This is a genomic window from Methyloferula stellata AR4 (genome assembly GCF_000385335.1).
Classification (GTDB): domain Bacteria; phylum Pseudomonadota; class Alphaproteobacteria; order Rhizobiales; family Beijerinckiaceae; genus Methyloferula; species Methyloferula stellata.
The window spans coordinates 3,217,321-3,242,896 of sequence record NZ_ARWA01000001.1; the positions used below are offsets into that span (position 1 = coordinate 3,217,321).

Consider the following 25,576-nt stretch of genomic DNA (forward strand, 5'->3'; position numbering starts at 1 on the left):
AGATTGCGTACGGAGAAACACGATGAACGATACGATCCGCAAGCTTATCGACGAGCATGGCCGCTTATCCGTCCCGGCTTCTTCGCTCAAAGATGACCAAGATCTTTATGAGACCGGCCTTACGTCTTTCGCCGCGGTTCAATTGATGCTCGGGCTCGAAGATGCTTTCGATATTGAATTTCCCGAGCGCATGTTGAATCGCCGTAGCTTCGCCAGCATCGCAACGATCGCATCATGCATCTCAGAACTCACGACCGTAGAACCGGCGAAGAAGATCGCATCGTGACAACCCTTGCCGACCGGGGCGCGACAGTCGCAGCGGTCGCCTCGCAATATTGCGACAAGGTCGATCGCGACGGGCGTTTCCCGCATGAAACCCTGCAGGCCCTCAAGGACGCCCGTCTTCTCGGCGCGATGATCCCCCGCGAATATGGCGGAGAGGATGCAAGCCTCGACGATATCGCCGATATTTGCGCCGTCCTTGGTCATGAATGCGCTTCGAGCGCGATGATGTTTGCCATGCATCAGATCAAGCTTTCGAGCCTGATCTCGCATGGCCACAAGGCCGAATGGCATCAGTCCTTCATGCGCCGCATCTGCGACGAGCAGCTTCTTCTGGCATCGGCCACGACCGAAGGCGGCATCGGCGGCGATCTGCGCAATTCGATCTGCGCCGTGGAAATCGAAGGCGACATGTTCCGCCTCGAAAAGAATGCGACCGTCATTTCCTATGGCACTTATGCCGATGCCATTCTGGCGACGGCGCGCCGCTCGCCGGACGCACCCTCCTCCGACCAGGTTCTGGTCGCCGTGCTCAAGGATCAATATACGCTCGAGCGCACGACGACCTGGGACACGCTCGGCATGCGCGGCACCTGCTCCGAAGGCTTCAAACTCGTCGCCAGAGCGCCCGCCGCGCAAATTCTGCCGAAACCCTTCGCCGATATCGCCGCGCAATCCATGCTCGCGACCTCGCATCTCCTTTGGTCGAGCCTTTGGTACGGGATTGCCAATAGCGCCGTTCAGCGGGCGCAGAATTTCGTTCGCGCCGAAGCCAAGCGCCGGCCGGCCATCATGCCGCCCGGCGCGTTGCGCGTGGCCGAGGCCTCGAGCATGCTGCAATTGATGAAATCGAATACGGTCGACGGGCTGCGCCGCTTCAACCGGGCCAAAGCCAATGGCGATGAGCTCACCTCGATGGGTTTCGCCATCGCCATGAACAATGTGAAGCTCGGCGCTTCGCGTCTCGCCATCGAGATCATCAATCATGCGATGCTCGTCTGCGGCATCATGGGCTATAAGAACGATACACCCTTCAGCCTAGGCCGGCATTTTCGCGACGCGATGTCGGCGCAGCTCATGATCAGCAACGACCGCATCTTCGGCAATACGTCCAACCTGCTTCTCGCCCATCGTCTCGACTCTCATCTATTGAGCTGATCCATGTGCATCGATTGCCAATCCTTTCTTCATGGACTCTTTGCCAAAGGTCTGTTGATCGAAACGGGTGTCGACGGCCTTTACGCCCGCGGCGGGGTCTTCGAAGATGTCGTCGCGCGTTTTGATGCTCTGATCACCAGCTTTGGAGGCAGCGACGGCGCGGAAGTCATCCGCTTTCCCCCCGGCATGAACAAAGCTCTTTTAGAAAAAGCCGGCTATATGAAGGGCTTTCCGCAGCTTGCCGGAACGGTCCATAGTTTCGAAGGCAACGACAAGCAGCATGCCGAATTGCTCGACAAGCAGGCGCGCGGCGAGGATTGGACCGCGCTGCAACACGCAACCGACATCGTTCTGACGCCGGCCGCCTGCTACCCGCTCTATCCGATCGTCGCTCGGCGCGGCGCGCTGCCGGAAAACGGCGGAATTTTTGATATTCAGTCCTATTGCTTCCGGCACGAACCGTCGCAAGAATCGACCCGCATGCAAATGTTTCGCATGCGTGAATATGTGCGGGTCGGCAGCCCGGAGGAAGTGACGGAATTCCGCGCCACCTGGTTCGAACGCGCCGGAAAACTCATGACCCTGCTCGGCGTGCCGTTCCATCTCGACGTCGCGAACGATCCTTTCTTCGGCCGCGCCGGTAAGATTCTGGCGTCGAGCCAGCGCGATCAGAAATTGAAATTCGAAATGCTCGTACCGATCGAAGACGAAGCGAATCCGACGGCCTGCCTCAGTTTCAATTATCATCAGGATCACTTCGGCGCTCTTTGGGGTATCAAGCGAGCCGATGGCGAGGTGGCACATACGGCCTGCGTCGGCTTCGGCATGGAGCGCGTCGTGCTCGCCCTCTTCAAACATCATGGTCTCGACACCGCGGCATGGCCTTCTTCCGTACGCGAAGCCTTATGGGGTTGACCGTGCTCGCAGCATCCGAAGCGCAAACGGTTCCAGCCGTCTTTCCGCACCTGACGCCCGAGACCTATCGCCGGAGCGAGTTGCACGACCCGGGGCGCGAATGGCCGGAAACCAATTGCTTCATGGATCTCTGGATCGAGATCATCAATGCGCTCGGGCAAAATCCAGTCGCGGCGCTGGGCTTCACCGTGGCGCAGGATTTCGAAGGCGATCAATTCACCTTCTTCAAGTTTCCGCCCGAGGATCTGGCGCTTCTCTACGGCGCGAAGCTGATGGAACTCGCGATTTACGATTGCGTCGAATCGCATGCGCTCGAACAGATCGAGCGTGGCCGTCTGCCGGCAATCGAGGTCAACGGCTTCTATCTGCCGGACACGAAGGGGCTCTCCTACCGGCTCGAACATACAAAGACCGCGATCGGCATCAACCGGCTCGACCCCGTGGCAAAGCGCATGGATTATTTCCACAATGCCGGATTGTTCACGCTCGAGGGCGAGGATTACGACGCGATCCTCGGCAAGAATCTCGATGCGGCGGCGAAGGCCACGCGGCTTTTTCCCTATAGCGAATTCGTGAAATTCGATCCGCCGCCGAAAGGTCTCGATCTCCACCAGACGGCCGTGAGCCTCTTGCGCAAGCATCTTGCGACGCGGCCTTCGGATAATCCCGTGGCAGCGTTTCAAACCCGCATCCGTGAGAAGGCGCATTATCTCGCACAACGCGAGCCCGCCTATTTTCACAAATATGCCTTCAACACCTGCCGCCAGCTCGGTGCCAATTTCGAGCTTCTCGCCGATCATCTTTTGTGGCTGAGTCAGCAGGGCGAGCCCGGCCTCGAGGCGGCCGTTGCGGCCAGCAAGGCCATCGCGACCGGCGCCAAATCCTTCCAATTCCAGCTCGCACGCGCGGCAGCCAAGAAAAAATTCGAGGGCTTGGCGGCCCAGCTCGATCCCCTCGTCGCGCATCATCAAACCGCTCTCGATGCGTTGAGCGCACGTTATGCTTAATCGTTTCTTCAGACAGGCATTAATTTTTCGGTGAGCCGGATCTGCGACAAGGACGCCTGACGAAACCGCGCCTGAGAATACTCAAGGGCATAAATTGGCCAAGGTCATCTCCATCAGCGGCGAAAGGAAAATGCCGATCGCGTCGGGCTGGCGGATGATCCGCAGCGAGGCTGGCGCATTTCCCGATCCCTCGGCGCTGAGCGATACTGTCCAATGGATTGCGGCCGAGGTTCCGGGCACCGCCGCCGCGAGCCTCGCCAAAGCCGGCCTCTGGCAGTTCGAAACGCATGAGCTGCTTGAGACCTATGATTTCTGGTATCGCACCGCGATCGAAGGCAAAGGCGTGACGCGGCTTTGCTTCGAGGGCCTCGCCACCCTCGCCGAGGTCTATCTCGACGGTGCTTTGATCCTGACCTCGGAGAATATGTTCCTCCCCCATGAGGTCGAAGTCATCCTCTCCGGCACGCATCGGCTCGATCTTTGTTTCCGCGCCCTGGAGCCCGTACTCAACCAAAAGCACAAGCGCGCACGCTGGCGGCCGCGATTGCCGAGCGCGCCCAATCTGCGTTTCATCCGCACAACCTTGCTCGGCCATGCGCCGGGTTGGTCGCCACCTGTCCACGCGATCGGCCCATGGCGCGGCATTTTCCAAATCGAGCCCGGTCGGCTGTGCATCCGCAACGCCGATCTCCGCGCCACGCTCGATGGCACGCGCGGGCGTCTCGACGTCCGCCTCGATGTCGAAGGCGCAGAGGCGCAAGACGCGAAAATCATTTGTGCGGGCAGCAGCGCGGCTCTCACGCGCAATGCCGGCGGACAACTCGCGGCGCATCTCGAACTCGAGAATATTCAACCCTGGTGGCCGCATACGCATGGCGAACCCGCGCTCCATGCGGTGACGGCTGAGATCGGTGCGATGGTGATCGACCTCGGCCGCGTCGGCTTCCGTAAGATAGAGGTCGATCGCGGCGCGGACGGAAAAGGCTTCGGTCTCACGATCAATGGCGTCCCATTGTTCTGCCGCGGCGCCTGCTGGACCAGTGCCGATATTGTGGGCCTCAGCGCCACGCGCGAGACCTATATGCCTGGACTGCTCCTGATGCGCGACGCCGGCATGAACATGCTGCGGGTCGGCGGCACCATGGTCTATGAAGGTGATGAATTTTATCGCCTCTGCGACGAGCTCGGCCTGATGGTCTGGCAGGACTTCATGTTCGCCAATTTCGATTACCCCGTCGACGACGAGGCCTTCATGCGCTCCGCCACCGAAGAAGCCCAGCAGTTTCTCGCGCGCACGCAGGCCTCGCCGTCGATCAGCGTGCTGTGCGGCGGCAGCGAAGTGGCGCAGCAGGCGGCCATGTTCGGCCTGCCCGAAAAGACATGGTCCAACATCCTCTTCGACTCCGTATTGCCGCAAGCCGTCGCGGACCTTCGGCCGGACGTGCCCTATGTGCCGCATACGCCCTATGGCGGCGAGCTTCCCTTCGTCGCGCATGAGGGCATCAGCCATTATTATGGGGTCAGCGCCTATTGCCGTCCGCTTGAGGATGCCCGCCGCGCGGATGTGCGTTTCGCCAGCGAATGCCTGTGCTTTGCCAACGTGCCCGACGCCGCACCCTTCACGCTTGAGCGCGACGCACCGAAAATCGAACATCCGGTCTTTGCGCCACGCATCCCACGCGACACCGGTGCGGCATGGTTCTTCGAAGACGTTCGCAATTTCTATCTCGAAGCGCTTTATGGTGTCGACGCCGCTTCGCTGCGCCAGCAGGACCCGGGGCGCTATCTCGATCTGTCGCGCGCCGTGACCGCCGAAGTGATGGAAGCCACATTCGCCGAATGGCGCCGCACGGGCTCGATCACGCGCGGCGGGCTTGTCTGGTTCTTTCAGGATCTCTGGCCCGGCGCCGGCTGGGGCGTGGTCGATTCATTGGGCGAGCCGAAATCCTCCTATTTCGGATTGAAACGCGCGTTCAAGCCGGTGACGGTGATCTTCACGGACGAAGGCATCAACGGCTTGCGGCTTCATCTCATCAATGAGACCGCCGTTGCAAAGCCCGTACATCTATCGCTGATGGCGCTGCGTGACGGCGAAGTGCCGGTCATGCGGGCCAAGCGCGAGTTGATCCTCGATCCGCGCAGCACCATCATGCTGCCTGCGACCGACCTTTGGGGCGGCTTCTTCGATACGACCTATGCCTATCGCTTCGGCGAGCCCTCGCATGATGTGACTTTCGCCCAGCTTTACGATGCTGGGAGCAATGAGCTGATCGCCGAAGCCTTTCACTTTCCACTCGGGCGCGGCCACGCGTGTCATGAGCTCGGCATTGAGGCAGAACTCATCCAGGACCACACCGATTGGCATTTGACACTCACGGCCAAAAGGCTCGCGCAATCGATCCACATCTCCGATGAGATATTTGCGGCCGAAGACAATTGGTTTCATCTTGCGCCTGGCCACAGCCGTCGCATTAAACTCGTCCCACGCCATCCGACCCATGCCACGCCGAGGGGCAGCATCGCCGCCGTCAACGGCACGAGCATCGCTTACGGAAACGACTCATGACCCCCGTCACTTTCGCAACATCTTTCGGTTGGTATCACGACGCCGGCGGGACATGCGGCATCGTGATATGCGCGGCGCAAGGTCATGAAGATCTGTGCACGCATAAAAGCTTGCGCTTGATGGCCGATGCTTTCGCGGCGCAAGGCTATCCATCCTTGCGGTTCGATTATGCCGGAACCGGCGATTCCCTCGGCGGTGATCGCGACCCCGAACGTCTTGAAACTTGGATCACCAGCATCGAAGATGCCGTCCAATGGCTGCGCACTACGGCTCGGGTCGAGAAGATCGTGCTCGTCGGACTGCGCTTTGGAAGCGCGCTCGCAGCACTCGCGGCAGACCGGCTCGGCACGATCTCCGGGCTCGTGCTGCTCGCGCCAGTCGTCACCGGCCGCGCCTATATGCGCGAACTTTCGACGCTCTCCAATCTCATCCGCAAACCCGAAGGCGCGGATAAGGCGAGCCTTGCGGCCGATCTCGAAATCGCCGGCTTTCTCTTCACGCCGGAAACCGTGAAGGACATAGGCGCGATTGATCTCACAGGGTTTCGCAAGGCCCCTGCTCCCGAAGTGCTTATCGTCGCCATCGAAACGCAGGCCGCTGCCGAGCGTCTCGCAAAAAGCTGGAGTGGGCTCGGCAGCCATGTCGAGAACCAAGTCTTCAGCCACTATGCCGAATTCATGATGGACCCGGCTTTCTCGCGTTATCCGGCTGAAGCCTTGCAGCGCACACTCGCCTGGCTGGCCGCGCATTTCGATCCAGGGCGCCGCGAAGCCTCTTCTCAATCCCTGAGGTACCGGCCGCAGGAAGAAGATCATTTCAGCGAACATCCGGTCTTTTTCGGCGGCGACAAAAATCTCTTCGGAATGATATGCGTTCCAAGGGACCTCGATACTGAGCGGCCCGCCATCGTCTATCTGAACGCGGGCGCCAATCACCACATAGGCTGGGGCCGGTCGACGGTAGAAGTGTGCCGGAAACTCGCCGGTCTCGGGCTTGTCTCGCTGCGCATCGACATAGGCGCCATTGGCGACAGCCCCGACCCGGCCTCGGACGTCGAGCAGATTCTCTATCGCGACGAGTCCACACAGGACGTTTCCGCCGCGATCGATTGGTTGGAGGCGCAAGGCTTTCGCGACGTGACGGTCATCGGCCTTTGCGCGGGGGCTCATCTCAGCTTCCATACGGCCGTCGCCGATCCGCGCGTCTCGCGGATCGTCATGGTCAATCTGCAGAAATTCATCTGGCACAAGGGCGATTCTCTGATCGTCGCCTTTCGCGAAACCTATCGCTCGACTGGCTTCTATCTAAGGCAAATCTTCGTGCCCGACACGTGGCGCAGGCTCTTGCGCGGCGAAGTCAAAGCACGCGGCATTTTCACCATGCTCGTCACAAGGCTGCGCAAAAAGGCAAAGGCTCTTGCCTCGTCAGCGGCGGACCGGTTCGGCACAAAGACGAATGGCGAGATCGCGCGCGTTAAAGGCTGGATGAAGGAACTCGATCGGCGCAAGGTCCGCCAGTGCTATGTTCTCAGCGTCGGTGACGCGGGGCTTGACGAACTTTCGCTCTACCGGCGCATCAGAGGTACACGGGTCAAGGGCGCGCCTTATGTTTCCGTCGCCTTCATCGAGAACGCCGACCATAATTTGAGTCAGCACGCCGCGCGCGATGTCTTCTTGGGAATTTTGCAGGACATTCTATGCGCGGAAAAAGACAAGACGCCGGATAATGCGGCGCGCCCGGCCTCGCGCTCTTTTGCACTTCCGCAACTATTGTAGACAGATGCGCGACCCGAAGGCCGCGCATCTATCGTCATCATTTCGCTTCCGGTCCGGGCGGTCCACCCGGCGTCCCTGGCGGCTTGATCACAGGAGTCGAGTTCGGATGGGGATCCGGCGCCGGTTTCGTAATGCCGGGATCGACATCGGTCGACGGCTTGATCACACCGCCGGATGCATCGAGTTTTTGGCTGAGGCTGCGGCCGCTCTTCACGTCGGAATCGGGTTGGGTTTGCGTCAAGGGCGGTGATTCCTTTTCAGGGATCACCTTGTCGCTGCCCGGCGCACCGGGCGCCGTCTGAGCGAAGGCAGGATCTGCCGTCAAGGCAAGCCAAGCCATCCATAAAGCGGGGTTTTTCACATTCATCGCTGATGTCCTCTTTATCTCGCGTCTGAACGTGAGACTGGGAGGAGCGTTCCATTATTCGCCGGGCTCGGCAGCCTGCGAAGCTTTGCCGTATTCGGCCTCGGCCGCCGTCTCAAGCTGCATCTCGAGGCGCTTTTCCTGCTGCCGCATGAAGTAGATGAAGGCGATTATGCCGATGAGGGCGATGACCAGCGCGGCTATGCCGAGCGCGCCGCTCACGCGATTGATCGATTCGCCGAAGACATAGCCACCGAGGCCCATCAAAGTCGCCCAGGTCACGGCACCGGCGGCATTGAAAAACAAAAATGGCTTCCAGCCATATTTGTTCACGCCCGCGAGCACGGCCGCGAACACGCGGAGCACCGCGACAAAGCGGCCGAAGAAGACGATTTTGGCGCCGTGGCGCTCGAACAAATAGCGCCCGACTCTCAAGCGGCTCTCGGTCAGATTGACGTAGCGGCCATAGCGCTCCAGCAATTGGACGCCATAGATGCGGCCGATCCAGAAACCGCAATTGTCGCCGATAGTCGCCGCCGCGATGGCGGTAGCGATCACATAAGTAATGTCGAGCTGACCTGTGGCTCCCGCATAGACGGCGGCCAGCACCAGCGCGCTTTCGCCCGGCAGCGGCACGCCGGCGCTTTCAAGCATGATGACAAGAAAGACGACCCAGTAGCCGTGCTGGGCGATGAGCGGTTGGATGGTCTCTAAGAACAAGGAAGCTCCAAGCTAAAACAAGGGCACGCAGGATGCCGCTTATTCGTCATAGGCGGTCTGCGAGCGGCCCCGGCAGCGCCATTTCCGCCTCCTGCATGAGGCGCCCCTCATGCGATTTGTAGAAGCGCCAGCCGAAGAAAAGCGCGATCAAAGCAACGATCAGCATCGTGAATCCAAACGGGCCCGCGATCTTATGCGCCTCGGCGCCGAAGACATAGCCGAGCGTTCCAAAGAGCGTGGCCCAGACGATGCCCCCCGCAGCATTGAAAAGGAAGAAGCGCTTCGGCTCGAAGCCATTGGCGCCGGCAAGCAGCGCCGCGAAAGCTCGCAAGACGGCGACGAAGCGCCCGAAGAACACGATCTTGCCGCCGTGTTTTTTGAACAAATATTGGCCAAGCTTCAATCTGGCTTCGTCAAGCTTGATATAGTGCCCATGCTTGATCAGCAAATGCAGCCCGATCTCACGGCCGACCCAAAAACCAATATTGTCGCCGAATATGGCACCCGCCGCCGCGGCGCCTATAATGCCGTAAATATTCAAGCCATGCGCGGTTCCGGCATAGATCGAGGCTGTGACCAGGATGGTTTCGCCCGGCAGAGGGATGCCGGCGCTTTCCAAGGCGATGACGCAAAAAATAGCAACATAGCCATAATGCGCAATCAAGTTAGGAATCTGTTCAGAAAATGTCATACGGGCTTATACGCGGTTTCCGTTTCGAGCAAAACCGGCCCAGATGGGCTGCAGGCTGAGCTGGAACGCCGCTTCTACAGAGAGAACAAAGCCGCAATCAGGCGCCTCGTCCGATTCGTGCGTGTTTTGTGCCCGCTCCGGTCTTTCTTTCCCGTTTCCGGACGCCCCTCGCGTGGCCTTCCGCAACGGTTCGTAAAGCTTCGTTTTCGATCGGCCGCACGGTCGTTGTTATCCCGAGAATGGGCTAGGACTTTCTGCGGCAGCCCGCATGGTGGCAAACTGATGCAAATCGATCCTTCGCTTCAAGCGACTGCGGATAATTACAAGCTCATCACCAATCTCGTGGTGCCGCGTCCGATCGCCAGGGTGACGAGCCTTGGCGAGACCGGGCTCGTCAATCTTGCGCCGTTCAGCTTCTTCAACGCCGTGGGTGCCGATCCGCTCTATGTGATCGTCAGCATCGGCCGGCGCGACGACGGCACGCAGAAGGACACGGCACGAAACATCGAGACCGGCCGCGACTTCGTCGTGAATCTTGTGACTGAGGATTTACTCGATGCCAGGAATATTTCGGCAACGGATTTTCCGCCGGACCAAAGCGAGATTCAACCTGCCAATTTGGAGGTCCTGCCCTCGGCACGAGTGAAAGCGCCGCGGTTGGCTCGGACGCAGGTCAGTCTCGAATGCAAGCTGCATAGCGCACAGCCGCTCGGCGCCAATACGCTCTTCATCGGCGAGGTGGTGATGTTTCACGTCGCCGATCATCTGGTCGGCCCGCGCTTCCATATCGAGGGTTTCGCGCCGCTCGGCCGTCTCGGTTCACCCTCGGTCTATTGCCGCACGACGGATCGCTTCGAGCTTCCACGCATTAGCTATGCACAATGGAAGAAGGAGCATTGAAGCCTATTGCGGCAGCGCCTTCACCTGTCCGGATGATCAAATGGAACTGACGAGCGAAATGATCGCGGCGGCCATTCTGTTCCTGCTGCTTCAGGTGATGGGCGTCGCGACGCTCATCTATCATCTCAGAATTTATGTAAAAAAGTTTCCGTCGCCCTCGCAGGCACCCAACCCATTCCACCAACTGAAAACAATCCTGTTTATCGTGCCGATCGCGATGGGGGTTTTCGGTTTGCTTTTATCGGTCGGGCAATTCTGGTTTTTTATGATAGAGGCCTCGATCATACTCGGCCTGATCGTCGGTATTAGAGGTGCGAGAACCCGCTCGTAAACCGGAGCACTGCGGTTTTCACCCCGGATAAAACGTCCCGCGCATGAAGCGCACCGGCAGAGTCTCGCCCGGCTGGAAATTAAGCGCGGCCGGCGCGTTGATCTCGACATGCTCGCCGCGCAGCGCCGGAAAAGCGATCTCGGCGCGCCGCGCTGCCCCCGTGCGCCGCACGGCCACCACTTCGGCGGCGATGCCCCCCGTTTGATCGATCACGACATCCTGCGGCCGAACGAAGAGCCGCCCATGCCCCGCCTGCCCGCCAAGCACCGGCAGGGCGATGCGCTCGGCGCCGAGCCAGAATGATCCGTCCTTCGCCTCGACCGGCAGAGAACTCGCCTCGCCGATGAAATCATGCACGAAGGGTGTCGCCGGATGATCGTAGATCTCGTCCGGCGTCCCGATCTGCTCGATCTTGCCCTTGCTCAAAACCGCGACACGGTCGGCAAGCTCGAGCGCCTCGTCCTGGTCATGCGTGACGAAGATCGTGGTATGGCCGGTCTGGTCATGGAGTTCGCGCAGCCAACGCCGCAAGTCGCGGCGGACCTTTGCATCGAGCGCGCCAAAAGGCTCGTCGAGCAAAAGCACTTTGGGTTCGACGGCGAGCGCGCGCGCCAGCGCCACACGCTGACGCTGGCCGCCCGAGAGTTGTGCTGGACGGCGTTTCTCAAGCCCGGACAATTGCACGAGATCGAGCAATTCGAGCACGCGGCGTTTGATTTCAGCTTTCGGCGGACGGGTGCCGCGCTCGCGCACTTCGAGACCGAAGGCGATGTTTTCTGCAATCGTCATATGTTTGAAAAGCGCGTAATTCTGGAAGACGAAGCCGACGCGGCGCTCCTGCACCGATTTCTGCGAGGCATCCTCGTCGCCGAAAAAAACCTGCCCGCGATCGGCCTGTTCGAGTCCCGCGATGACCCGCAGAAGCGTCGTCTTGCCGGAGCCTGAAGGCCCAAGCAGCGCGACCAGTTCGCCGCTGCCGACATCGAGACTGACGTTGTCGAGCGCGGCCTGCCCCGGGCCGCCGTCGAAGCTCTTGACGATATTGCTGGCACGAATGTGCATAGAGCCGTTCCTATTTTAATGCCTGCGTGCTTTCGCACCGACCTCATCACCGAAGTAGATTTCGAGCAGCGTCTTCGCCGCGAGCGTCACCAAGGCGAGCAGCGCGAGCAGTGAAGCCACCGCGAAAGCGGCGGTGATGTTATATTCATTGTAGAGAATCTCGACATGCAGCGGCATCGTATTGGTGTAGCCGCGGATATGGCCGGAGACGACCGAGACCGCGCCGAACTCGCCCATAGCGCGCGCGTTGCACAAGAGCACGCCGTAAAGCAGCGCCCATTTGATGTTCGGCAAAGTGACGCGCCAGAACGTCATCCAGCCGCTCGCGCCAAGCGTCAGCGCCACTTCCTCGTCGAGCGTGCCTTGGCTCTCCATCAAAGGGATCAACTCGCGCGCGACATAGGGAAAGGTCACGAAAACGGTCGCGAGCACGATGCCGGGAATTGCGAAGATGATCTCGATATGATGTGCCTGCAGGAAAGGTCCGAAGAGACCCTGCGCGCCGAACAAAAGGACATAGATCAGACCGGCGACGACGGGCGACACCGAGAATGGCAGATCGATCAAGGTGACGAGAAAGCTCTTGCCTTTGAAATCGAATTTGGCGATGGCCCAGGCCGCCGCTATGCCGAAGGCGACATTCATCGGCACCGCGATCGCCGCCACGATCAGCGTCAGTTTGATCGCAGAAAGCGCATCGGGCTCGGTGAGCGCAGCGAAATAAGTCGCAACACCCCCACGCAATGCCTCGTAAAAAACCGCGACGAGCGGCAGCACGAGAAAGAACAAGAGAAAAGCCGCGGCAAGCGCCACCAGGATCGCCTGGAGCCATGGCCCGTCCTGCGTGACCGGCGTTGCACGCCGCGCGCGGGTTCGCGCGCGCGCCTTCGCGGCAAGGGCGAGATCGGGTGCGTGCTGACGGTCCAAGATGACTTCAGACATTGCCGAGCCTCCGGCGCGTGACAGCCTGGATCAGATTGACGGCGAGCAGAACCAGAAAGGCCGCGCCCAACATCAAAGTGGCGATGGCGGTTGCACCCGTCAGATCGAAGCCCTCGAGCTTCACGACGATCAGCAGCGGTGCGATTTCAGAGACGAAAGGCAGATTACCCGCGATGAAGATCACCGAGCCATATTCGCCGACGCCGCGAGCGAAAGCCAAAGCAAAGCCCGTGAGAATGGCTGGCACAAGCACTGGCAAAACGACTTGCCGCAGCGTTCTTAAGCGCGATGCGCCAAGCGTCGCCGCGGCCTCTTCCACATCGCTTTCAAGATCGAGAAGGACAGGCTGAATCGTCCGCACGATGAAAGGCAGACCGACAAAGACCAGTGCAATGCCAATGCCGAGCGGCGTGAAGGCGATCTTCCAGCCGAGTGGCGCGACAAGCGCCCCGACCCAGCCGTTCGGCGCATAAATGGAGGCAAGCGCAATGCCTGCGACGGCGGTCGGCAAGGCAAAGGGCAGATCGACCGCGGCATCGAGAAGCCGCCGGCCCGGAAACTCATAGCGCACCAGCACCCAGGCGACGATCGTCCCGAACACGGCATTGACGCCGGCGGCCGCCAGAGCCAATCCGAAACTCACCTTCAAGGCCGCGAGCACGCGCGGCTCCGTGGCAATCGCCCAGAGGCCGGAAAAGCCAAGACCCGAGGCCCGCAAGACCAGCGCCGACAAAGGCAGAAGCACGATCAAGCCCAAATAGACGAGCGTCGTGCCGAAGGCGAAGCCAAAGCCCGGCAGGATCGAAGGACGGCGCAGGGTTTGGAGCAAATCTACCGCCTCAGACTGTGGATTTTCTGGAAATCCAATCAAAACAAGCTAGCCGGGGGGCTCTTAGGATCCAAAGACCCTACTCCCGCTGCGCAGCCTGGTGGCTGAACATCTGCAATCTATCTATAGATTTTATAGAGTACAAGTCTAATCTACAGTAAATATACGGGCTTTAAAAAATTAATGTCGTCTTTCCTGTTAAATAGCTTATATGCCTTTGAAGGCGCACCAATTGCATATATCGAGTTCGAAGCAGGCCGCTGGGCTGGCCCTCGGGACCCGGTCCCGGCTCGGCAGCGCGGATGCAGATTGGCGCCGATCCAGAGTAACAGGGCGATGTTGAAAATAATCTCCGCCAATCGGCTGCAGGATGGGATCGTGGTCTATGCCGTGGCCGAAGGCAGTTGGACAGCCGATATCGATCAAGCCAAACGCTTCACCTCGGAGGCGGAGATCGAGGCCGGGCTCAAACAGGCCAAAACCGATGAGAAGCGCAATCTGATCGTCGATCCTTTCGCGGTCGATGTCGAAGCGGAGGCCAAAGGCCTGGAAGCCTTGACGCTGCGCAACGCGATTCGCGCCAAGGGGCCGACGATCGACTACCGTCCAAGCCAAGATAAAAGCGCCCGGGACCAAAGCGCGCGGAGCTGACATGTATCGTTATGACGAATTCGACGCAGGCTTTGTCGCCGAGCGCGTGGCGCAGTTTCGCGATCAGGTCGCGCGGCGCCTCTCGGGCGAATTGACCGAGGATCAATTCAAACCCTTGCGCCTGATGAACGGCGTCTATCTGCAATTGCACGCCTATATGCTGCGCATTGCGGTGCCTTATGGAACCTTGTCATCGCGTCAGATGCGCAAGCTCGCTTTCATCGCGCGGCGCTATGATCGCGGCTACGGCCATTTCACGACACGGCAGAACATTCAGTTCAACTGGCCGGCGCTTGCCGATTGCCCGGATATTCTGGCCGAACTCGCGACCGTCGAGATGCACGCGATCCAGACCTCCGGCAATTGCATCCGCAATATCACGACGGATCATTTCGCCGGTGCCGCGGCCGACGAGCTCGAAGATCCCCGCCCCTATGGCGAGATTTTGCGGCAATGGTCGTCGATCCATCCGGAATATTCTTATCTTCCACGCAAGTTCAAGATCGCGCTGAATGGCGCGCCGCATGACCGCGCCGCGATCCAGGTGCATGACCTCGGCTTCCAGATCGTCAAGAACGACAAAGGCGAAACCGGCTTCACCGTCTATGTCGGCGGCGGCCAAGGCCGCACGCCGCTCGTCGCGCGCAAGCTCCGCGACTTTTTGCCGAAGGCTGACCTGCTTGCCTATTCCAATGCGATCTTGCGCATCTACAATCTCGAAGGCCGCCGCGACAATAAATATCGCGCACGAGTTAAAATCCTCGTCGAGGATCGCGGCATCGATGACATCCGCGCCGAAGTCGAAGCCGATTTCGCAAAACACCGCGACGAACATCTGACATTGCCGCAAGCCGAACTCGACCGCATCGCGGCCTATTTCGCTTTGCCCCCGTTGGAAGAGCGTCAGGCGGTGTCGATGGCCTGCGAGGTCCGCAAGGCCGGCGATCCGGCTTTCGCGCGCTTCCTCAAATATAATGTCGTGGCGCATAAGAACCCCGGCTATGGCATCGTTACGATCTCCCTAAAGCCCGTCGGCGGCATTCCGGGCGACGCCTCGGCCGAGCAAATGGAAGCCGTCGCCGATCTGGCTGAGGCCTATTCGCAAGACGAGATCCGCGTGGCGCATGAGCAGAATCTCGTTCTGCCGCATGTCGCGCTCGACGATCTGCCGGCGATTTTCGACAAACTGGTCGAACAGGGCCTCGCCGAAGGCAATATCGGACTCGTCTCCGACATCATCGCCTGCCCCGGCCTCGATTATTGTGCGCTGGCGACCGCCCGCTCGATCCCGATCGCGCAGCGCCTGTCGGAACGTTTCGGCAATGGCGAGCGCGCTGCCGAGATCGGGCCGTTAAAGATCAATGTATCCGGCTGCATCAATGCCTGCGGCCATCATCACGTCGGTCATATCGGCATTTTGGGGCTCGATAAGAAGGGCGTCGAATCCTACCAGATCGCGCTCGGCGGCTCGGCCGACGAGACCTGCGAGATCGGCCAAGTCCTGGGCCCCGGCTTTTCGACCGATGAGATCATCGATGCGATCGAGGAGCTGGTCGACACATATCTGAAGCTCCGCACCAGCAAGGACGAGGATTTTCTTGCAACCGTGCGGCGCGTCGGCCTGGAGCCGTTCCAGAAGGCGATTTATTTCGCGGGCGAAAATCTATGATCGCGCCGGACGAAGGCCTCTTCGGCGACGCAAGCACCGCCGCGCAACTCGCAGCCAGGTTCATGGCGCTCGATCCGCAAAAGCTCTTGCGGCTGGCGATCGAGGATTTGTTTCCGGGCCGCATCGCGCTGGTCTCAAGCTTCGGCGCCGATTCGGCCGTGCTGCTTCATATGGTCTCCGAGGTCGATAAAGCGACGCCCGTCCTCTTCATCGACACACTGCATCTGTTTCCCGAGACGCTTGCCTATCGCGACGAGCTCGTCGAACGCCTCAAGCTGACCAATGTAAAGACCATTCAGCCGGAGGCGGACGCGCTTGCCGAGGCCGATCCGGAAAAATTCCTTTGGGCGAGCGATCCGGACGCCTGCTGTCATTTGCGCAAGGTTCTGCCGCTCGCCAAAGCGCTTGAAGGCTATGAGGCCTGGATCACCGGGCGCAAGCGCTATCAAGCCGAAACGCGCGCATCTCTGCCTTTGTTCGAAACGGAAAATGGCCGCGTGAAGGTGAACCCCTTGGCCGCATGGTCAAACGAGGATGTCGCAGCCTATTTCGAAAAACATCACCTGCCGAAGCACAGCCTCGTCGCGAAGGGCTATCCGTCGATCGGATGCATTCCCTGCACATCGCAGGTCAAACCCGGCGAAGACGCACGTGCCGGACGCTGGCGCGGGCGTGCCAAGGTCGAATGCGGCATTCACATCCATGCAGGTTCCGACATTTGAGCATGATCCCGAAAGTTGCAGACTTTTCGGATAGGATTATGCGTAAGCAAGACAAGACAATCGTGTTTCACTCGCAAGCGACCAAGTTCTAAATGGCTTTTTATAAAGACAGTGCCTTCAGCACCGATTCATGGCGGCGACTGGATGAGAGCGAAGACGTCCCGCAAGATGGTCGCGTCATCCTCACTCTGGACCAATGGCAAAAGCACAAGACGGCACAGCAGAATGCAAACATTCCGCTTGGCCTGTCTTTGCCGCCAGGCGTGCTCGTCAATCGGCTTGACATGGATTTTTCGCGCTTCTCGCTGATCGTGCTTGAATTCCCAAAATATACGGACGGCCGCGCCTATTCGATGGCGCGGCAGCTTCGCGACGACCGGCATTTCACCGGCGAGCTGCGCGCAACGGGCGACGTGCTTTTCGATCAATTGCAATTGATGGCGCGCAGCGGCTTCGACGCGTTCGAAATTACCGACGCGTCAACAATCAAGCTTTTGGAAGAAGGCCGTCAGGCGTCCATGACGCATTTCTACCAGCCGGCGCTGGGCCGCGAGATTCCGGCGGGCACGCGGCCTTGGGCGCGCCGCACCGGGGACTGAAGCGTTTTCCAGCGAAGTGGGTACCGGTTCGCGTGAAGAAAACGCGTCAAAAATAGAATCATAGAGCTTCACGCTTCGAGTTGGGCCGTGATGATCGGGCGCCCCAAAGCATGCGCCGCCGCGGCATGGCCGATCGCGCGCGCCTCGTCTTCGAGAACTGGAACAAGAATAAAGTGCAAGCCAGCCAAGAGCGGCTGGTCTTTTCCCGTCATGGCGGCGAGAAGCGAGCGGCGCTCATCGTCCTTGGCCGTAGCGGCGAAACGGCAAACCGCTTGCGCGACGAACGCGCCGATCGACTGATCGCGAAACTGCACGGCGGAAGCCACCTTCCCTGCAAAAGGCAGCCCGAGCGAAAAGACGGCGGCTTTCGCAACCTCTTCATTCGCGCATGTATGGACGAGTTCGTCGATCAACATTGACTCTCTCCGCTTAAACTCTTCGTCATCTCTGCACCGAGCCTCATTGGCCTCGGCAAACATGCGCACTCTTCGATCTCAGCGAGTGTGCGCATGACTCTCTTCTAAGCAGAGATACAGACCTTATGATGACGACATTGCGCTCACTTCATGCTGCTCTTTTCGCAGCCTCGACGCAATGCGTCGAAACAAAGATTCGCAGCGCAGCAGCAATCAATTTTCATTGATGCTTCGTTATCGCTGAAATCTAAAATGCAGTGAGCAAAGTCATCAGTTGTGCCCGTAGCGCGGCGGGCTCAACCAATCGAAAATGGGCCTTTGTCGGATGCTCCACGCGGTCGACGCGGATCGACAATCCATCCATTTTGTTGACGATATCGAAACCATATTCGTCGGTGACATCGTCCCCCACAAATACAGGCTTACGGCCGCTAAACGGCGAGAGCCCCATAAAGGTTCCAATCGCGGTCCCTTTATTGAACTCGACCAGCTTGAGCTCCGCGACCATCTTGCCTTCCAAGACGACAAAGTCGCTCTCGATGGCGCACTGCGAGAGAAGCGCCAGCACCTCGGGGCGCAGCTCCGGTCTCTGCCGGAAATGAATGGTCAGGGCCGCGCCTTTATTCTCGAACAGAAGTCCGGGATGCGCTGCAACAAAAGCTTCGACCGTGCCGCTCACAGCCTGCAAAGGCGCGCTCTGAGCATCGGCCGTCGAACCGTCATCGAACCGTAACATGGCCCCATGCGTTCCCGCCGCCGGCAGACGCAGCGGCGCGAAGATCCGGTCGATATCCTGGATCGTCCGGCCGCTGATCAAAGCGACGGCGCCGCCAGCCTTTTCCTGAAGCGCCATCAGGAGCTCTTGAAGCGCGGGATCGGCCACGACATCGCCGGGATGCGGCTTGATGTCGAGAAGCGTCCCGTCCACATCGAGAAAATAGGCGGAGGACGCAGGCGGCGCCAATGCGGCGAGGCCGCCCTCTGCCAAATCATGCGGCCGTCGGATATGATCGCCCTGTATCGTCGTCATGGATTTGTCTTCTGCCAATCTCTTCCAGACTAATCTCTTCGAGAATGAATAATTTGGATCGAATTCATCCAAAAGCTTTCACCCGCTATGCGGGCGCCTTTGTGACCGTAGCGTGAACGACTCAAGTGTAATCCCGGTTCGCTCTAGCAAGCTTTTTTTGCATAATGCTGACGGCCGATACCTGCCGCCGGAGCCGTTCAAGGAAAGATCCATATGAAGGAAAAAGATCTCCGCGAGAGCCTTGTCACCCGGTGCCGCGATCTCGAAAAGTTCGGTTTGAATCAAGGCACCGCCGGCAATCTCTCGATCCGGCTCGGCGACACGATGCTCATCACGCCAAGCGCCGTGCCTTACGACCAACTGACGCCCGAGATGATCGCCAGCATGCCGCTTGATGGTGAATATGGGTCTTGGACCGGGCCGCTTCCACCCTCGAGCGAATGGCGCATTCATCTCGATATTCTGAAAGGCCGCCCCGATGTCGGCGCGCTCATCCACACGCATTCGCTTTATGCGACGACGCTTTCGATGCTGCGCAAGCCTATTCCCGCCGCCCATTACATGATCGCGGCCTTCGGTGGCCCGACCATCCGCTGCACGGATTATGCGCCCTTTGGCACCAAGGAACTGTCCGATTTCGCTTTGGCCGGGCTCGAAGGGCGCATGGGCGTGCTTCTCGGCAGCCATGGCATGGTGGTCCTCGGCGCCACACTCGATGAAGCCATGTGGCGCGCGGTCGAACTCGAAACGCTCGCCAAGATGTTTTATCTCGCGGCCAGTATTGGCAAACCGGCGATCCTCGACGATGAGGAGATCGCACGCATCGTCGAGCGATTCAAAACCTACGGCTATAAGCCGCCGAAGGAGCGAGAGACGAAGGCGGAGAAGAAGCGCGCGTCCAAGAAGGCGCAGGCGGTGTAGGGCTTCAACCTTCAAACCGTCATTGCGAGCGAAGCGAAGCAATCCAGGAATAAATATATGGATTGCTTCGGAGCAAAGCTCCTCGCAATGACGGCTCTAGGCGATGTCTTCCGCCAGACGCAGCAGAGTGCGCGTCGGAAGGCTGTCTGGCGAGCGAAGCTGCTCTATGCCCGAATAGTGGTTGGCATGAGGCAGCGGGAATAACCCGCCGGCGTGATGGGACCTTGCCCGATAGGCGTGAAAACCGCGGCTATTATGGATAAGCACCGGCAGTTCCGCGGTCCCGTAGGCAATGACCAGCCTTTTGTCGACGCTGGGCAGACGCAATGGCGACAAAGTGACGATCTCCTCATCCGACAATTTGAGCTTCTCATTGAGATAAGTGTCGCGGATCGGCCCGAGTTCATAGATTCCCGAAACGGCATAGCCTGCCTTGACGATCGGGTGGTCCAAGGCGAGCGCCGCGAGATGGCCTCCGGCCGACCAGCCCGACAGGATGATCGGGCCTTCAATTCCAAGTGCGCCGGCCTGTGCGCCGAACCAGTCGAGCGCACTGCGGATTTCGCCCGCGATCTGCGTCAATGTCGCGGCTGGCGCCAAAGTATAGCCCGGCATGGCGCAGGACCAGCCATGCGCGAGCACACCTTCCGCGAAGCAGGAGAAATGCTCCCGGTTGCGCGCCTGCCAATAGCCGCCATGGATGAAGACCAGACACGGCGCTTTTGGATTGTCGCTTGGAAACACATCCCATTTGTTTCGCTCGCCCGGCCCATAGGCGAGATCGAGATGTTTCGGATGCTGGGCGCGGAAGGCCGTCGAGGCCGCGACCCAGCGATCGACGATTTGCGTGCTGTCGGCGACCGCCGTCCCATTGTTGTAAGCGGCATCGCGCGCCGCATGCGACATCATTGCCCAGACCGTCTTATCCACAGCAGGCGTCTCCGCGCGCGCGAGATCGGATGCGATAAGCGCAGAGCCAGATGCTGCCACGAAGGCGCGGCGATCAATGGCAACCATTATGTCCCCCAAGTCGGGCCGCGGGCTACCAGACACCCGTATTCTGCATCGAAGCCCAAGGCTCCTGCGGCGGTTTGGCAGGGCCCTTCTGCAAAAGCTCGATCGAAATATCGTCCGGCGAGCGGATGAAGGCCATATAACCGTCGCGCGGCGGCCTATTGATCGTGACGCCCGCCTTCATAAGCCGGTCGCATGTCGCGTAGATGTCATCGACTCCATAAGCGAGATGCCCGAAATTGCGGCCGCCCGTATAGGCTTCTGTATCCCAATTATAGGTCAGCTCGACCATGGGCGCCTGCTCCTTCTTGGCATGTTCGGCGTCGGCCGGCGCCGCCAGATAGACCAGGGTGAAGCGACCCTTGTCATTCTCCATGCGCCGGACCTCCACGAGACCGAGTTTGTCGCAGTAGAAATCGAGGGATTTCGAAAGATCCGTCACGCGGACCATCGTATGCAAATATTCCAACGTCACTCTCCCCTCACCGAAGCGTTTTAGACCGTAGCTGCCGGCATCGCCCAGGCGCGTTTGTCGCGGCTATCTCGACGTTATATATAGGACGCCTTCCGCATTTGCCGCCCCTCCCCGCCATTTTGCCTATGGCCGGAACCGGCATCAATAAATCTTTAGGTGTGATGCGTTGATGCCCTCGGCTTCGGTAAATGGAAATCAGCTCTTGCAGGACAATAGTCAGATCAAGGAAAGAGCGGCGCTCGTCTCGATCGGCGTGAAGATCCTTCTCGCCGCGGGCAAGCTCGCGGCTGGACTCATGTCCGGCTCGCTGGCGCTTCTATCGGAAGCCGCGAATAATATCGGCGACATCGCCATCACGCTCTTCAGCTTCATTGCCATCCGGATCGCCAATAAGCCAGCCGACGACAAACATCCTTATGGATATGCCAAGGTCGAAGCCCTGGCCGCCCTGATCGAAACCGGGTTCTTCTTCGCGCTGACGATCTATATTTTCGCCCAGGCCATCCCGCGCCTGACCGGCCAAGACACGGATGTCACGCCGGGCATCTTGTCTTTCAGCGTGCTGATCATCTCGATCGCGGTCGATAGCATACGCTGGTATTCGCTCAAGAAAACCGCTCAAGCTACAAAGAGCGACGTCCTTGCCGCCGATGCCATCCATTTCGGGAGCGACGCCATCGCGGCCGGTCTGGCGCTCATCGGCCTCATCGCGGTTCATTTCGGCTTTCAGCAAGGCGACGCCTTGGCCGCGATCGGCGTTGCCATTTTCATTGCGATTACCGGCTTCAGCCTCGGTCACCGCACCATAAAGACCTTGATCGATGCCGCACCTCCCGGCCTCACCGATCGCATCAAGGTGATTACGCGCGCGGTCCCAGGTGTCATTGCGGTTGATTCTCTGCGTCTGCGTCCAGCCGGCGCGGAGGTTTTGGGCGATATAGGTATCGCAGTGCCGCGCACCTTACCGCTCGAACGCGTCGCAGAGATCAAGAGCGATATCACGGCGGCGATCCAGAAATTCTATCCGGAAGTCTCGGTGACCGTTGCAGCGCGCCCGATCGCGCTCGACAACGAGACGGTATTGGAGCGCGTTCTTCTCATCGCGGCCAAACGCCATGTGCCCATTCATCATGTCATCGTCCAGGAAATCGACGGCCGCACCTCCGTCAGTTTCGACGCCGAGATCGACGGCGCCATGCCGCATGCCCAGGCGCATGAGATCGTGTCCGGTCTCGAAATCGATGTCCGCAGGGAATTGGGCGCCGACATAGAGGTCGAGTCGCATATGGAGCCGCTCGAACCGCGCGAGCTTCCGGGGCATAATGTTCCGGATGAAATCCGCGCCGAGATTGCCGCGGCGCTCAGCAAACGCGCCAGCGAGGTCGGCATTATTTCCGAGGTCCATAATGTCCGGGTGCGCAAGACGCCGGCGGGGCTTGTCGTCAATTACCATTGCCGCGTCGACCCGAGCCTCAGCGTCGAGGAAGTGCATGATCACGTCGATGATCTCGACCATATGGCGCAGGCGGATTTCCCGGCCATCGTGCGGATCGTCGGCCACGCCGAACCCGATGAGGCCTGAGCGTCATCTCGAAAACGCGACCTGATCGCGTTTTGCAATCGGTCTGAAATCATAATCATCTAGGCGCGATCGCATGTTTCTCGACCTTCTGCGTTCACGCCGTTTCGCGCCGCTGTTCTGGTGCCAGTTTCTTTCTGCCTTCAACGATAATTTCGTCCGCAATCTGATCGCTATGCTGATCCTGTTCCGGCTGGCGCCGGGCCATGCCGGATCGCTGCTGACCTTGGCGATCGGGATTTTCATGCTGCCCTCCATTTTTCTGTCGGGCCTCGGCGGCGAATGGGCCGATGCGAGCGACAAGGCGAGGGTCGCCAAAATCTTGAAATTCGCGGAAATCTTCGTGCAGATGATCGCGGCCATCGGCATCTGGTTTCAATCTCTGCCGGTCCTCTTTTTGTCTTTGTTCGGCCTCGGTGCGATTTCGGCTCTGTTTGGGCCGGTCAAATATGGGATTTTGCCGGACCACCTTGCGATGCGCGAACTGACCGGCGGAAATGCTCTGGTCGAGGCCGCGACCTTTCTTGCGATCCTGTTCGGCTTGATCGCCGGCGGCCTCGCATCGCGCCTATCGCCCGCCCCGGACATTCTCATCGTGCAATTGATGGTCATCGCGGCCGCCTGCGCCGCGACCAGCCTGCTCATTCCGGCCGCCCGTCCGCATGCCAAAGACCTGCGGGTGAACCCCAATGTCTTTGCTTCCACCATCACGCTTTTGCAGGACTTGAAACGGGACAAGCGCCTTTGGGACGGCGCACTCGCGATCTCCTGCTTCTGGATGACAGGCGCCGTCGCTCTGTCGCTCGTCCCCGTCGTCGTGCGCAACAGAATGGGCGGCGGCATCGAAGTCGAAACCGCGATCAGCGCCTTTTTTGCCATCGGCATCGCAATCGGATCATTGAGCGCGGCCGTCATCGCCAAGGGCCGGATTTTTCTCGTGCCCGTGCCTTATGCGGCGCTGGGCATGGGCCTGTTTCTGCTCGACCTCGGCTGGACGACCGCGCATCTGCCGCAGGCCGAAGGCGAGATCGGGCTCGCCTATTTTCTGTCGAGCTGGCTCGGCATTCACATCGCCACGGACGTCATCGGCCTTGCTTGTGCCGGCGGCCTGTTCGTCGTCCCGCTTTTCGCGGCCGTCCAATTCCGTGCGCCGGCCGATCAGCGTGCCCGCGTGGTCGGCGGCGTCAATATATTGAATTCCGTCTTCATGGTCTTGGCGACGGTCGCGACGGCTTTGCTTCAGAGCCGTTGGATTGGCCTCGAAGAGCCGGCGCTGCTGATGGGCTTCGGGATCTTCAATTGCCTCGTGGCCGCCTGGGTGCGTCGTCACATAAACGCATCATCTCGAAAGGTTGAAGACTTTTCGGATTAAGATGATGCGTCGAGCAAAACGGTCATCCCAAAAAAGGCGCCGCGTTTTGAACTGAGACGATGCGAAAAAACTTAAGGCGTATGCCGCAAGAAAGTGCCGAAGGCGCGCGGCCCGTCGCCGACCGTCATTTTCGCGGTCACCGTCAGGCTCGCCACATCGATGGCAAAGACCTCGTTTGAAAACCAATTGGCGACATAGATAATTTTGCCGTCGGCGCTGGCTTCGATCCCTTCCGGATAATCGCCGACCGGAATGGTTTTGACCGTCTGCAATGTGTCGAGATCGACGACCGAGACCGTACCGGCATATTGATTGGTGACGAAGGCCTTGTCCTGCGCCAAGGCGATCGCATAAGGCCTTTTACCGACCCTGACGGTGCCGACAAGCTCGCCCTTTTCATAATCGACGACCGACATTTCGTCGCTTTCGACATCCGCCGCATAGACGCGATGCCGCGGCGCATCGATGGTCACGCCGAAGGGATGCTCGCCGACCTTGACCATCTTTTGCTGCGTGAAGCTCGCCGCATCCACGATCGAAAGCTGATTGTCTTCGCGATCCGCCGTCACGATGAGCTTGTCGTCAGGCGTCAAGGCAATGCCGGACGGGGCATGGCCGACTTCCAGCGTCGCGACAATACGCCCTTCCCGCGGATCGATCTCGTAGAGATGGTTGTCGTAGAAGCCCGCGACATAGACGAAAGTCCCGGCGGGATCGGCCGCGACGCCAAGCGGCGTATCGGGGATCGTAATCTTGCTGATGATTTTGCGCTCCGCCGTGTCGATCACGGAGAGATATTTGCCTTCCGTGCTCGTCACATAGGCAAAATTTCCATCGGGAGACATGGCTATGCCGGCCGGCTTGCCGCCGACCGGAATGGTGGCAACGACCTTTCGCGTCTGAAGGTCGAGGACGCTGATATCGTCACCGTTTTGATTGGTCGTAAAGGCTTCGTCGGCGAAGGCCGGAACGAAGGAGCCGAGCGCCGTGGCGCAAACCATGGCCGCGGCAAGCTTCAATGAGTAGCCTCGGCCTTTGTCACCTCGAGTTTTTGCTTCACATTATCGAGACCCTTGCGATAAAGCGCATGCACGGCAGCGATCGAGGTTTCGTCATTGAGTTCGGGCGGCGGATTATCGTTCGGATCGCCGCGATAGAAGGCACCGCGCCATTCGACCTTGCTTTTATTGCCTTCGACCGGCTCGACTGTGATTGTCGATGAATAATTCGTGACCGGCAGGACCTTCACGTCGACATCGTCGATGCGATAGGAATAGCTCATATTATCGGCATCATATTTGGTAAGGCTTTCGCTGATCGCCGCGCCGCCTTGCAAGATGAGCTTGCGATGCGCGAATTCAGGCTTGGCGCCGCCTTCGGTCGTGATCACGCCCGGCAACCAGCTCATGTCGTGAAAATCGCCGATGGCTTTCCAAACCGTCTCGGCCGGGACATTGATCTCGACCGATTCAGTGACTTTCTGCCGCGTCGATCCATGTGCGAAAACGGCGATCGGCGCTGCGATCGCCATAGCGATCAGGCCGACTCGCGACATATTCCAAACGAAACCTGACATTTTGACCTTC

General features: G+C 59.5%; 27 protein-coding genes. 15 read left to right on the forward strand and 12 right to left on the reverse strand.

Annotated elements, in window-relative coordinates; all coding sequences use genetic code 11:
- Positions 1-22 precede the first annotated feature (22 nt).
- From A3OQ_RS0115860 to A3OQ_RS0115885, 6 genes are all read left to right on the forward strand, one after another.
- Complete coding sequence (locus A3OQ_RS0115860) at positions 23-286, forward strand: acyl carrier protein (RefSeq protein WP_020176395.1); 264 nt, start codon at positions 23-25, stop codon at positions 284-286.
- Positions 235-1,440 (forward strand): acyl-CoA dehydrogenase family protein, encoded by a 1,206-nt coding sequence (locus A3OQ_RS0115865; protein ID WP_083931605.1) that lies wholly within the window; start codon positions 235-237, stop codon positions 1,438-1,440. Before A3OQ_RS0115860 ends, A3OQ_RS0115865 begins: the two co-directional genes overlap by 52 nt.
- A gap of 9 nt (positions 1,441-1,449) precedes the next feature.
- Positions 1,450-2,355: an amino acid--[acyl-carrier-protein] ligase gene (locus A3OQ_RS0115870; protein ID WP_026595891.1), complete on the forward strand. Its 906-nt coding sequence runs from the start codon at positions 1,450-1,452 to the stop codon at positions 2,353-2,355.
- Positions 2,346-3,362 carry a DUF1839 family protein gene (locus A3OQ_RS0115875; RefSeq protein WP_020176398.1) on the forward strand — a complete coding sequence of 339 codons (1,017 nt, stop codon included), beginning with the start codon at positions 2,346-2,348 and terminating at the stop codon, positions 3,360-3,362. Before A3OQ_RS0115870 ends, A3OQ_RS0115875 begins: the two co-directional genes overlap by 10 nt.
- 130 nt (positions 3,363-3,492) lie before the next feature.
- Positions 3,493-5,928, forward strand: a complete 2,436-nt coding sequence (locus A3OQ_RS0115880) for a glycoside hydrolase family 2 protein (protein ID WP_051116120.1) — start codon at positions 3,493-3,495, stop codon at positions 5,926-5,928.
- Positions 5,925-7,703: a serine aminopeptidase domain-containing protein gene (locus A3OQ_RS0115885; RefSeq protein WP_020176400.1), complete on the forward strand. Its 1,779-nt coding sequence runs from the start codon at positions 5,925-5,927 to the stop codon at positions 7,701-7,703. Before A3OQ_RS0115880 ends, A3OQ_RS0115885 begins: the two co-directional genes overlap by 4 nt.
- A gap of 37 nt (positions 7,704-7,740) precedes the next feature.
- On the opposite strand, the gene A3OQ_RS0115890 is transcribed toward A3OQ_RS0115885, so the two are convergent.
- The 3 genes from A3OQ_RS0115890 to A3OQ_RS0115900 are packed head-to-tail and all read right to left on the reverse strand — an operon-like array spanning position 7,741 to position 9,478.
- Positions 7,741-8,070, reverse strand: a complete 330-nt coding sequence (locus A3OQ_RS0115890) for a hypothetical protein (RefSeq protein WP_026595892.1) — start codon at positions 8,068-8,070, stop codon at positions 7,741-7,743.
- Positions 8,071-8,124: 54 nt separating this feature from the next.
- Complete coding sequence (locus A3OQ_RS0115895; protein ID WP_020176402.1) at positions 8,125-8,787, reverse strand: DedA family protein; 663 nt, start codon at positions 8,785-8,787, stop codon at positions 8,125-8,127.
- A gap of 46 nt (positions 8,788-8,833) precedes the next feature.
- Entirely contained in the window at positions 8,834-9,478 is a 645-nt protein-coding gene (locus A3OQ_RS0115900; protein ID WP_026595893.1) for a DedA family protein, read from the reverse strand.
- A 282-nt stretch (positions 9,479-9,760) separates the two neighbouring features.
- On the opposite strand from A3OQ_RS0115900, the gene A3OQ_RS0115905 reads away from it, so the two are divergent.
- Positions 9,761-10,378 (forward strand): flavin reductase family protein, encoded by a 618-nt coding sequence (locus tag A3OQ_RS0115905; protein ID WP_020176404.1) that lies wholly within the window; start codon positions 9,761-9,763, stop codon positions 10,376-10,378.
- 40 nt (positions 10,379-10,418) lie between these two features.
- Entirely contained in the window at positions 10,419-10,709 is a 291-nt protein-coding gene (locus A3OQ_RS0115910) for a hypothetical protein (protein WP_020176405.1), read from the forward strand.
- Positions 10,710-10,727: 18 nt separating this feature from the next.
- Here the strand turns inward: A3OQ_RS0115910 and A3OQ_RS0115915 are convergent, their stop codons facing one another.
- Genes A3OQ_RS0115915 through cysT form a run of 3 tightly spaced genes read right to left on the reverse strand, consistent with a single transcriptional unit; the run spans position 10,728 to position 13,542 of the window.
- Positions 10,728-11,771 (reverse strand): sulfate/molybdate ABC transporter ATP-binding protein, encoded by a 1,044-nt coding sequence (locus tag A3OQ_RS0115915; protein WP_020176406.1) that lies wholly within the window; start codon positions 11,769-11,771, stop codon positions 10,728-10,730.
- Between the two features lie 15 nt (positions 11,772-11,786).
- Positions 11,787-12,713, reverse strand: a complete 927-nt coding sequence (gene cysW / locus A3OQ_RS0115920) for a sulfate ABC transporter permease subunit CysW (RefSeq protein WP_020176407.1) — start codon at positions 12,711-12,713, stop codon at positions 11,787-11,789.
- Positions 12,706-13,542, reverse strand: coding sequence for a sulfate ABC transporter permease subunit CysT (cysT, locus tag A3OQ_RS0115925; RefSeq protein WP_020176408.1), 837 nt, complete (start codon positions 13,540-13,542; stop codon positions 12,706-12,708). The genes cysW and cysT overlap by 8 nt, the downstream gene beginning before the upstream one ends.
- A 336-nt stretch (positions 13,543-13,878) precedes the next feature.
- On the opposite strand from cysT, the gene A3OQ_RS0115930 reads away from it, so the two are divergent.
- From A3OQ_RS0115930 to A3OQ_RS22715, 4 genes are all read left to right on the forward strand, one after another.
- Positions 13,879-14,193, forward strand: coding sequence for a DUF2849 domain-containing protein (locus A3OQ_RS0115930; protein WP_020176409.1), 315 nt, complete (start codon positions 13,879-13,881; stop codon positions 14,191-14,193).
- A 1-nt stretch (position 14,194) separates the two neighbouring features.
- On the forward strand, positions 14,195-15,862 hold the full coding sequence (locus A3OQ_RS0115935; RefSeq protein ID WP_020176410.1) for a nitrite/sulfite reductase: 1,668 nt from the start codon (positions 14,195-14,197) through the stop codon (positions 15,860-15,862).
- A complete protein-coding gene (locus tag A3OQ_RS0115940) occupies positions 15,859-16,584 on the forward strand; it encodes a phosphoadenylyl-sulfate reductase (protein WP_020176411.1) in 726 nt (241 codons plus the stop codon). The genes A3OQ_RS0115935 and A3OQ_RS0115940 overlap by 4 nt, the downstream gene beginning before the upstream one ends.
- Positions 16,585-16,676: 92 nt before the next feature.
- Positions 16,677-17,183, forward strand: a complete 507-nt coding sequence (locus A3OQ_RS22715; RefSeq protein ID WP_020176413.1) for a DUF934 domain-containing protein — start codon at positions 16,677-16,679, stop codon at positions 17,181-17,183.
- 68 nt (positions 17,184-17,251) lie between these two features.
- On the opposite strand, the gene A3OQ_RS22720 is transcribed toward A3OQ_RS22715, so the two are convergent.
- Together A3OQ_RS22720 and otsB are read right to left on the reverse strand one after the other, a co-directional pair.
- Positions 17,252-17,599 carry a hypothetical protein gene (locus tag A3OQ_RS22720; protein WP_020176414.1) on the reverse strand — a complete coding sequence of 116 codons (348 nt, stop codon included), beginning with the start codon at positions 17,597-17,599 and terminating at the stop codon, positions 17,252-17,254.
- Between the two features lie 247 nt (positions 17,600-17,846).
- Positions 17,847-18,629 (reverse strand): trehalose-phosphatase, encoded by a 783-nt coding sequence (gene otsB / locus A3OQ_RS0115965; RefSeq protein ID WP_051116121.1) that lies wholly within the window; start codon positions 18,627-18,629, stop codon positions 17,847-17,849.
- A 213-nt stretch (positions 18,630-18,842) separates the two neighbouring features.
- On the opposite strand from otsB, the gene A3OQ_RS0115970 reads away from it, so the two are divergent.
- Positions 18,843-19,550: a class II aldolase/adducin family protein gene (locus A3OQ_RS0115970; RefSeq protein WP_020176417.1), complete on the forward strand. Its 708-nt coding sequence runs from the start codon at positions 18,843-18,845 to the stop codon at positions 19,548-19,550.
- A gap of 96 nt (positions 19,551-19,646) precedes the next feature.
- On the opposite strand, the gene A3OQ_RS0115975 is transcribed toward A3OQ_RS0115970, so the two are convergent.
- Both A3OQ_RS0115975 and A3OQ_RS0115980 read right to left on the reverse strand, forming a co-directional pair.
- Complete coding sequence (locus A3OQ_RS0115975) at positions 19,647-20,567, reverse strand: alpha/beta hydrolase (protein WP_083931607.1); 921 nt, start codon at positions 20,565-20,567, stop codon at positions 19,647-19,649.
- A gap of 25 nt (positions 20,568-20,592) precedes the next feature.
- Complete coding sequence (locus tag A3OQ_RS0115980; protein WP_020176419.1) at positions 20,593-21,033, reverse strand: VOC family protein; 441 nt, start codon at positions 21,031-21,033, stop codon at positions 20,593-20,595.
- Between the two features lie 208 nt (positions 21,034-21,241).
- Between A3OQ_RS0115980 and A3OQ_RS0115985 the strand changes: the two genes are divergently transcribed.
- Both A3OQ_RS0115985 and A3OQ_RS0115990 read left to right on the forward strand, forming a co-directional pair.
- Entirely contained in the window at positions 21,242-22,621 is a 1,380-nt protein-coding gene (locus tag A3OQ_RS0115985; RefSeq protein WP_244427167.1) for a cation diffusion facilitator family transporter, read from the forward strand.
- A gap of 73 nt (positions 22,622-22,694) precedes the next feature.
- Entirely contained in the window at positions 22,695-23,990 is a 1,296-nt protein-coding gene (locus A3OQ_RS0115990; RefSeq protein ID WP_020176421.1) for an MFS transporter, read from the forward strand.
- 71 nt (positions 23,991-24,061) lie between these two features.
- On the opposite strand, the gene A3OQ_RS0115995 is transcribed toward A3OQ_RS0115990, so the two are convergent.
- Together A3OQ_RS0115995 and A3OQ_RS0116000 are read right to left on the reverse strand one after the other, a co-directional pair.
- Positions 24,062-25,009 (reverse strand): YVTN family beta-propeller repeat protein, encoded by a 948-nt coding sequence (locus A3OQ_RS0115995; RefSeq protein ID WP_020176422.1) that lies wholly within the window; start codon positions 25,007-25,009, stop codon positions 24,062-24,064.
- Positions 25,006-25,566 (reverse strand): SRPBCC family protein, encoded by a 561-nt coding sequence (locus A3OQ_RS0116000; protein ID WP_026595897.1) that lies wholly within the window; start codon positions 25,564-25,566, stop codon positions 25,006-25,008. The genes A3OQ_RS0115995 and A3OQ_RS0116000 overlap by 4 nt, the downstream gene beginning before the upstream one ends.
- Positions 25,567-25,576 lie beyond the last annotated feature (10 nt).

What these genes read in the sequence shown, in the direction of transcription:
- A3OQ_RS0115860 (WP_020176395.1), top strand. Translation starts at nt 23, where the DNA reads ATGAACGATACGATCCGCAAGCTTATCGACGAGCATGGCCGCTTATCC.
- A3OQ_RS0115865 (WP_083931605.1), top strand. Translation starts at nt 235, where the DNA reads ATGCATCTCAGAACTCACGACCGTAGAACCGGCGAAGAAGATCGCATC.
- A3OQ_RS0115875 (WP_020176398.1), top strand. Translation starts at nt 2,346, where the DNA reads ATGGGGTTGACCGTGCTCGCAGCATCCGAAGCGCAAACGGTTCCAGCC.
- A3OQ_RS0115880 (WP_051116120.1), top strand. Translation starts at nt 3,493, where the DNA reads ATGCCGATCGCGTCGGGCTGGCGGATGATCCGCAGCGAGGCTGGCGCA.
- A3OQ_RS0115885 (WP_020176400.1), top strand. Translation starts at nt 5,925, where the DNA reads ATGACCCCCGTCACTTTCGCAACATCTTTCGGTTGGTATCACGACGCC.
- A3OQ_RS0115890 (WP_026595892.1), bottom strand. Translation starts at nt 8,070, where the DNA reads ATGAATGTGAAAAACCCCGCTTTATGGATGGCTTGGCTTGCCTTGACG.
- A3OQ_RS0115900 (WP_026595893.1), bottom strand. Translation starts at nt 9,478, where the DNA reads ATGACATTTTCTGAACAGATTCCTAACTTGATTGCGCATTATGGCTAT.
- A3OQ_RS0115905 (WP_020176404.1), top strand. Translation starts at nt 9,761, where the DNA reads ATGCAAATCGATCCTTCGCTTCAAGCGACTGCGGATAATTACAAGCTC.
- A3OQ_RS0115910 (WP_020176405.1), top strand. Translation starts at nt 10,419, where the DNA reads ATGGAACTGACGAGCGAAATGATCGCGGCGGCCATTCTGTTCCTGCTG.
- A3OQ_RS0115915 (WP_020176406.1), bottom strand. Translation starts at nt 11,771, where the DNA reads ATGCACATTCGTGCCAGCAATATCGTCAAGAGCTTCGACGGCGGCCCG.
- cysW (WP_020176407.1), bottom strand. Translation starts at nt 12,713, where the DNA reads ATGTCTGAAGTCATCTTGGACCGTCAGCACGCACCCGATCTCGCCCTT.
- A3OQ_RS0115930 (WP_020176409.1), top strand. Translation starts at nt 13,879, where the DNA reads ATGTTGAAAATAATCTCCGCCAATCGGCTGCAGGATGGGATCGTGGTC.
- A3OQ_RS0115935 (WP_020176410.1), top strand. Translation starts at nt 14,195, where the DNA reads ATGTATCGTTATGACGAATTCGACGCAGGCTTTGTCGCCGAGCGCGTG.
- A3OQ_RS0115940 (WP_020176411.1), top strand. Translation starts at nt 15,859, where the DNA reads ATGATCGCGCCGGACGAAGGCCTCTTCGGCGACGCAAGCACCGCCGCG.
- A3OQ_RS22715 (WP_020176413.1), top strand. Translation starts at nt 16,677, where the DNA reads ATGGCTTTTTATAAAGACAGTGCCTTCAGCACCGATTCATGGCGGCGA.
- A3OQ_RS22720 (WP_020176414.1), bottom strand. Translation starts at nt 17,599, where the DNA reads ATGTTGATCGACGAACTCGTCCATACATGCGCGAATGAAGAGGTTGCG.
- otsB (WP_051116121.1), bottom strand. Translation starts at nt 18,629, where the DNA reads ATGACGACGATACAGGGCGATCATATCCGACGGCCGCATGATTTGGCA.
- A3OQ_RS0115970 (WP_020176417.1), top strand. Translation starts at nt 18,843, where the DNA reads ATGAAGGAAAAAGATCTCCGCGAGAGCCTTGTCACCCGGTGCCGCGAT.
- A3OQ_RS0115975 (WP_083931607.1), bottom strand. Translation starts at nt 20,567, where the DNA reads ATGGTTGCCATTGATCGCCGCGCCTTCGTGGCAGCATCTGGCTCTGCG.
- A3OQ_RS0115990 (WP_020176421.1), top strand. Translation starts at nt 22,695, where the DNA reads ATGTTTCTCGACCTTCTGCGTTCACGCCGTTTCGCGCCGCTGTTCTGG.
- A3OQ_RS0116000 (WP_026595897.1), bottom strand. Translation starts at nt 25,566, where the DNA reads ATGTCAGGTTTCGTTTGGAATATGTCGCGAGTCGGCCTGATCGCTATG.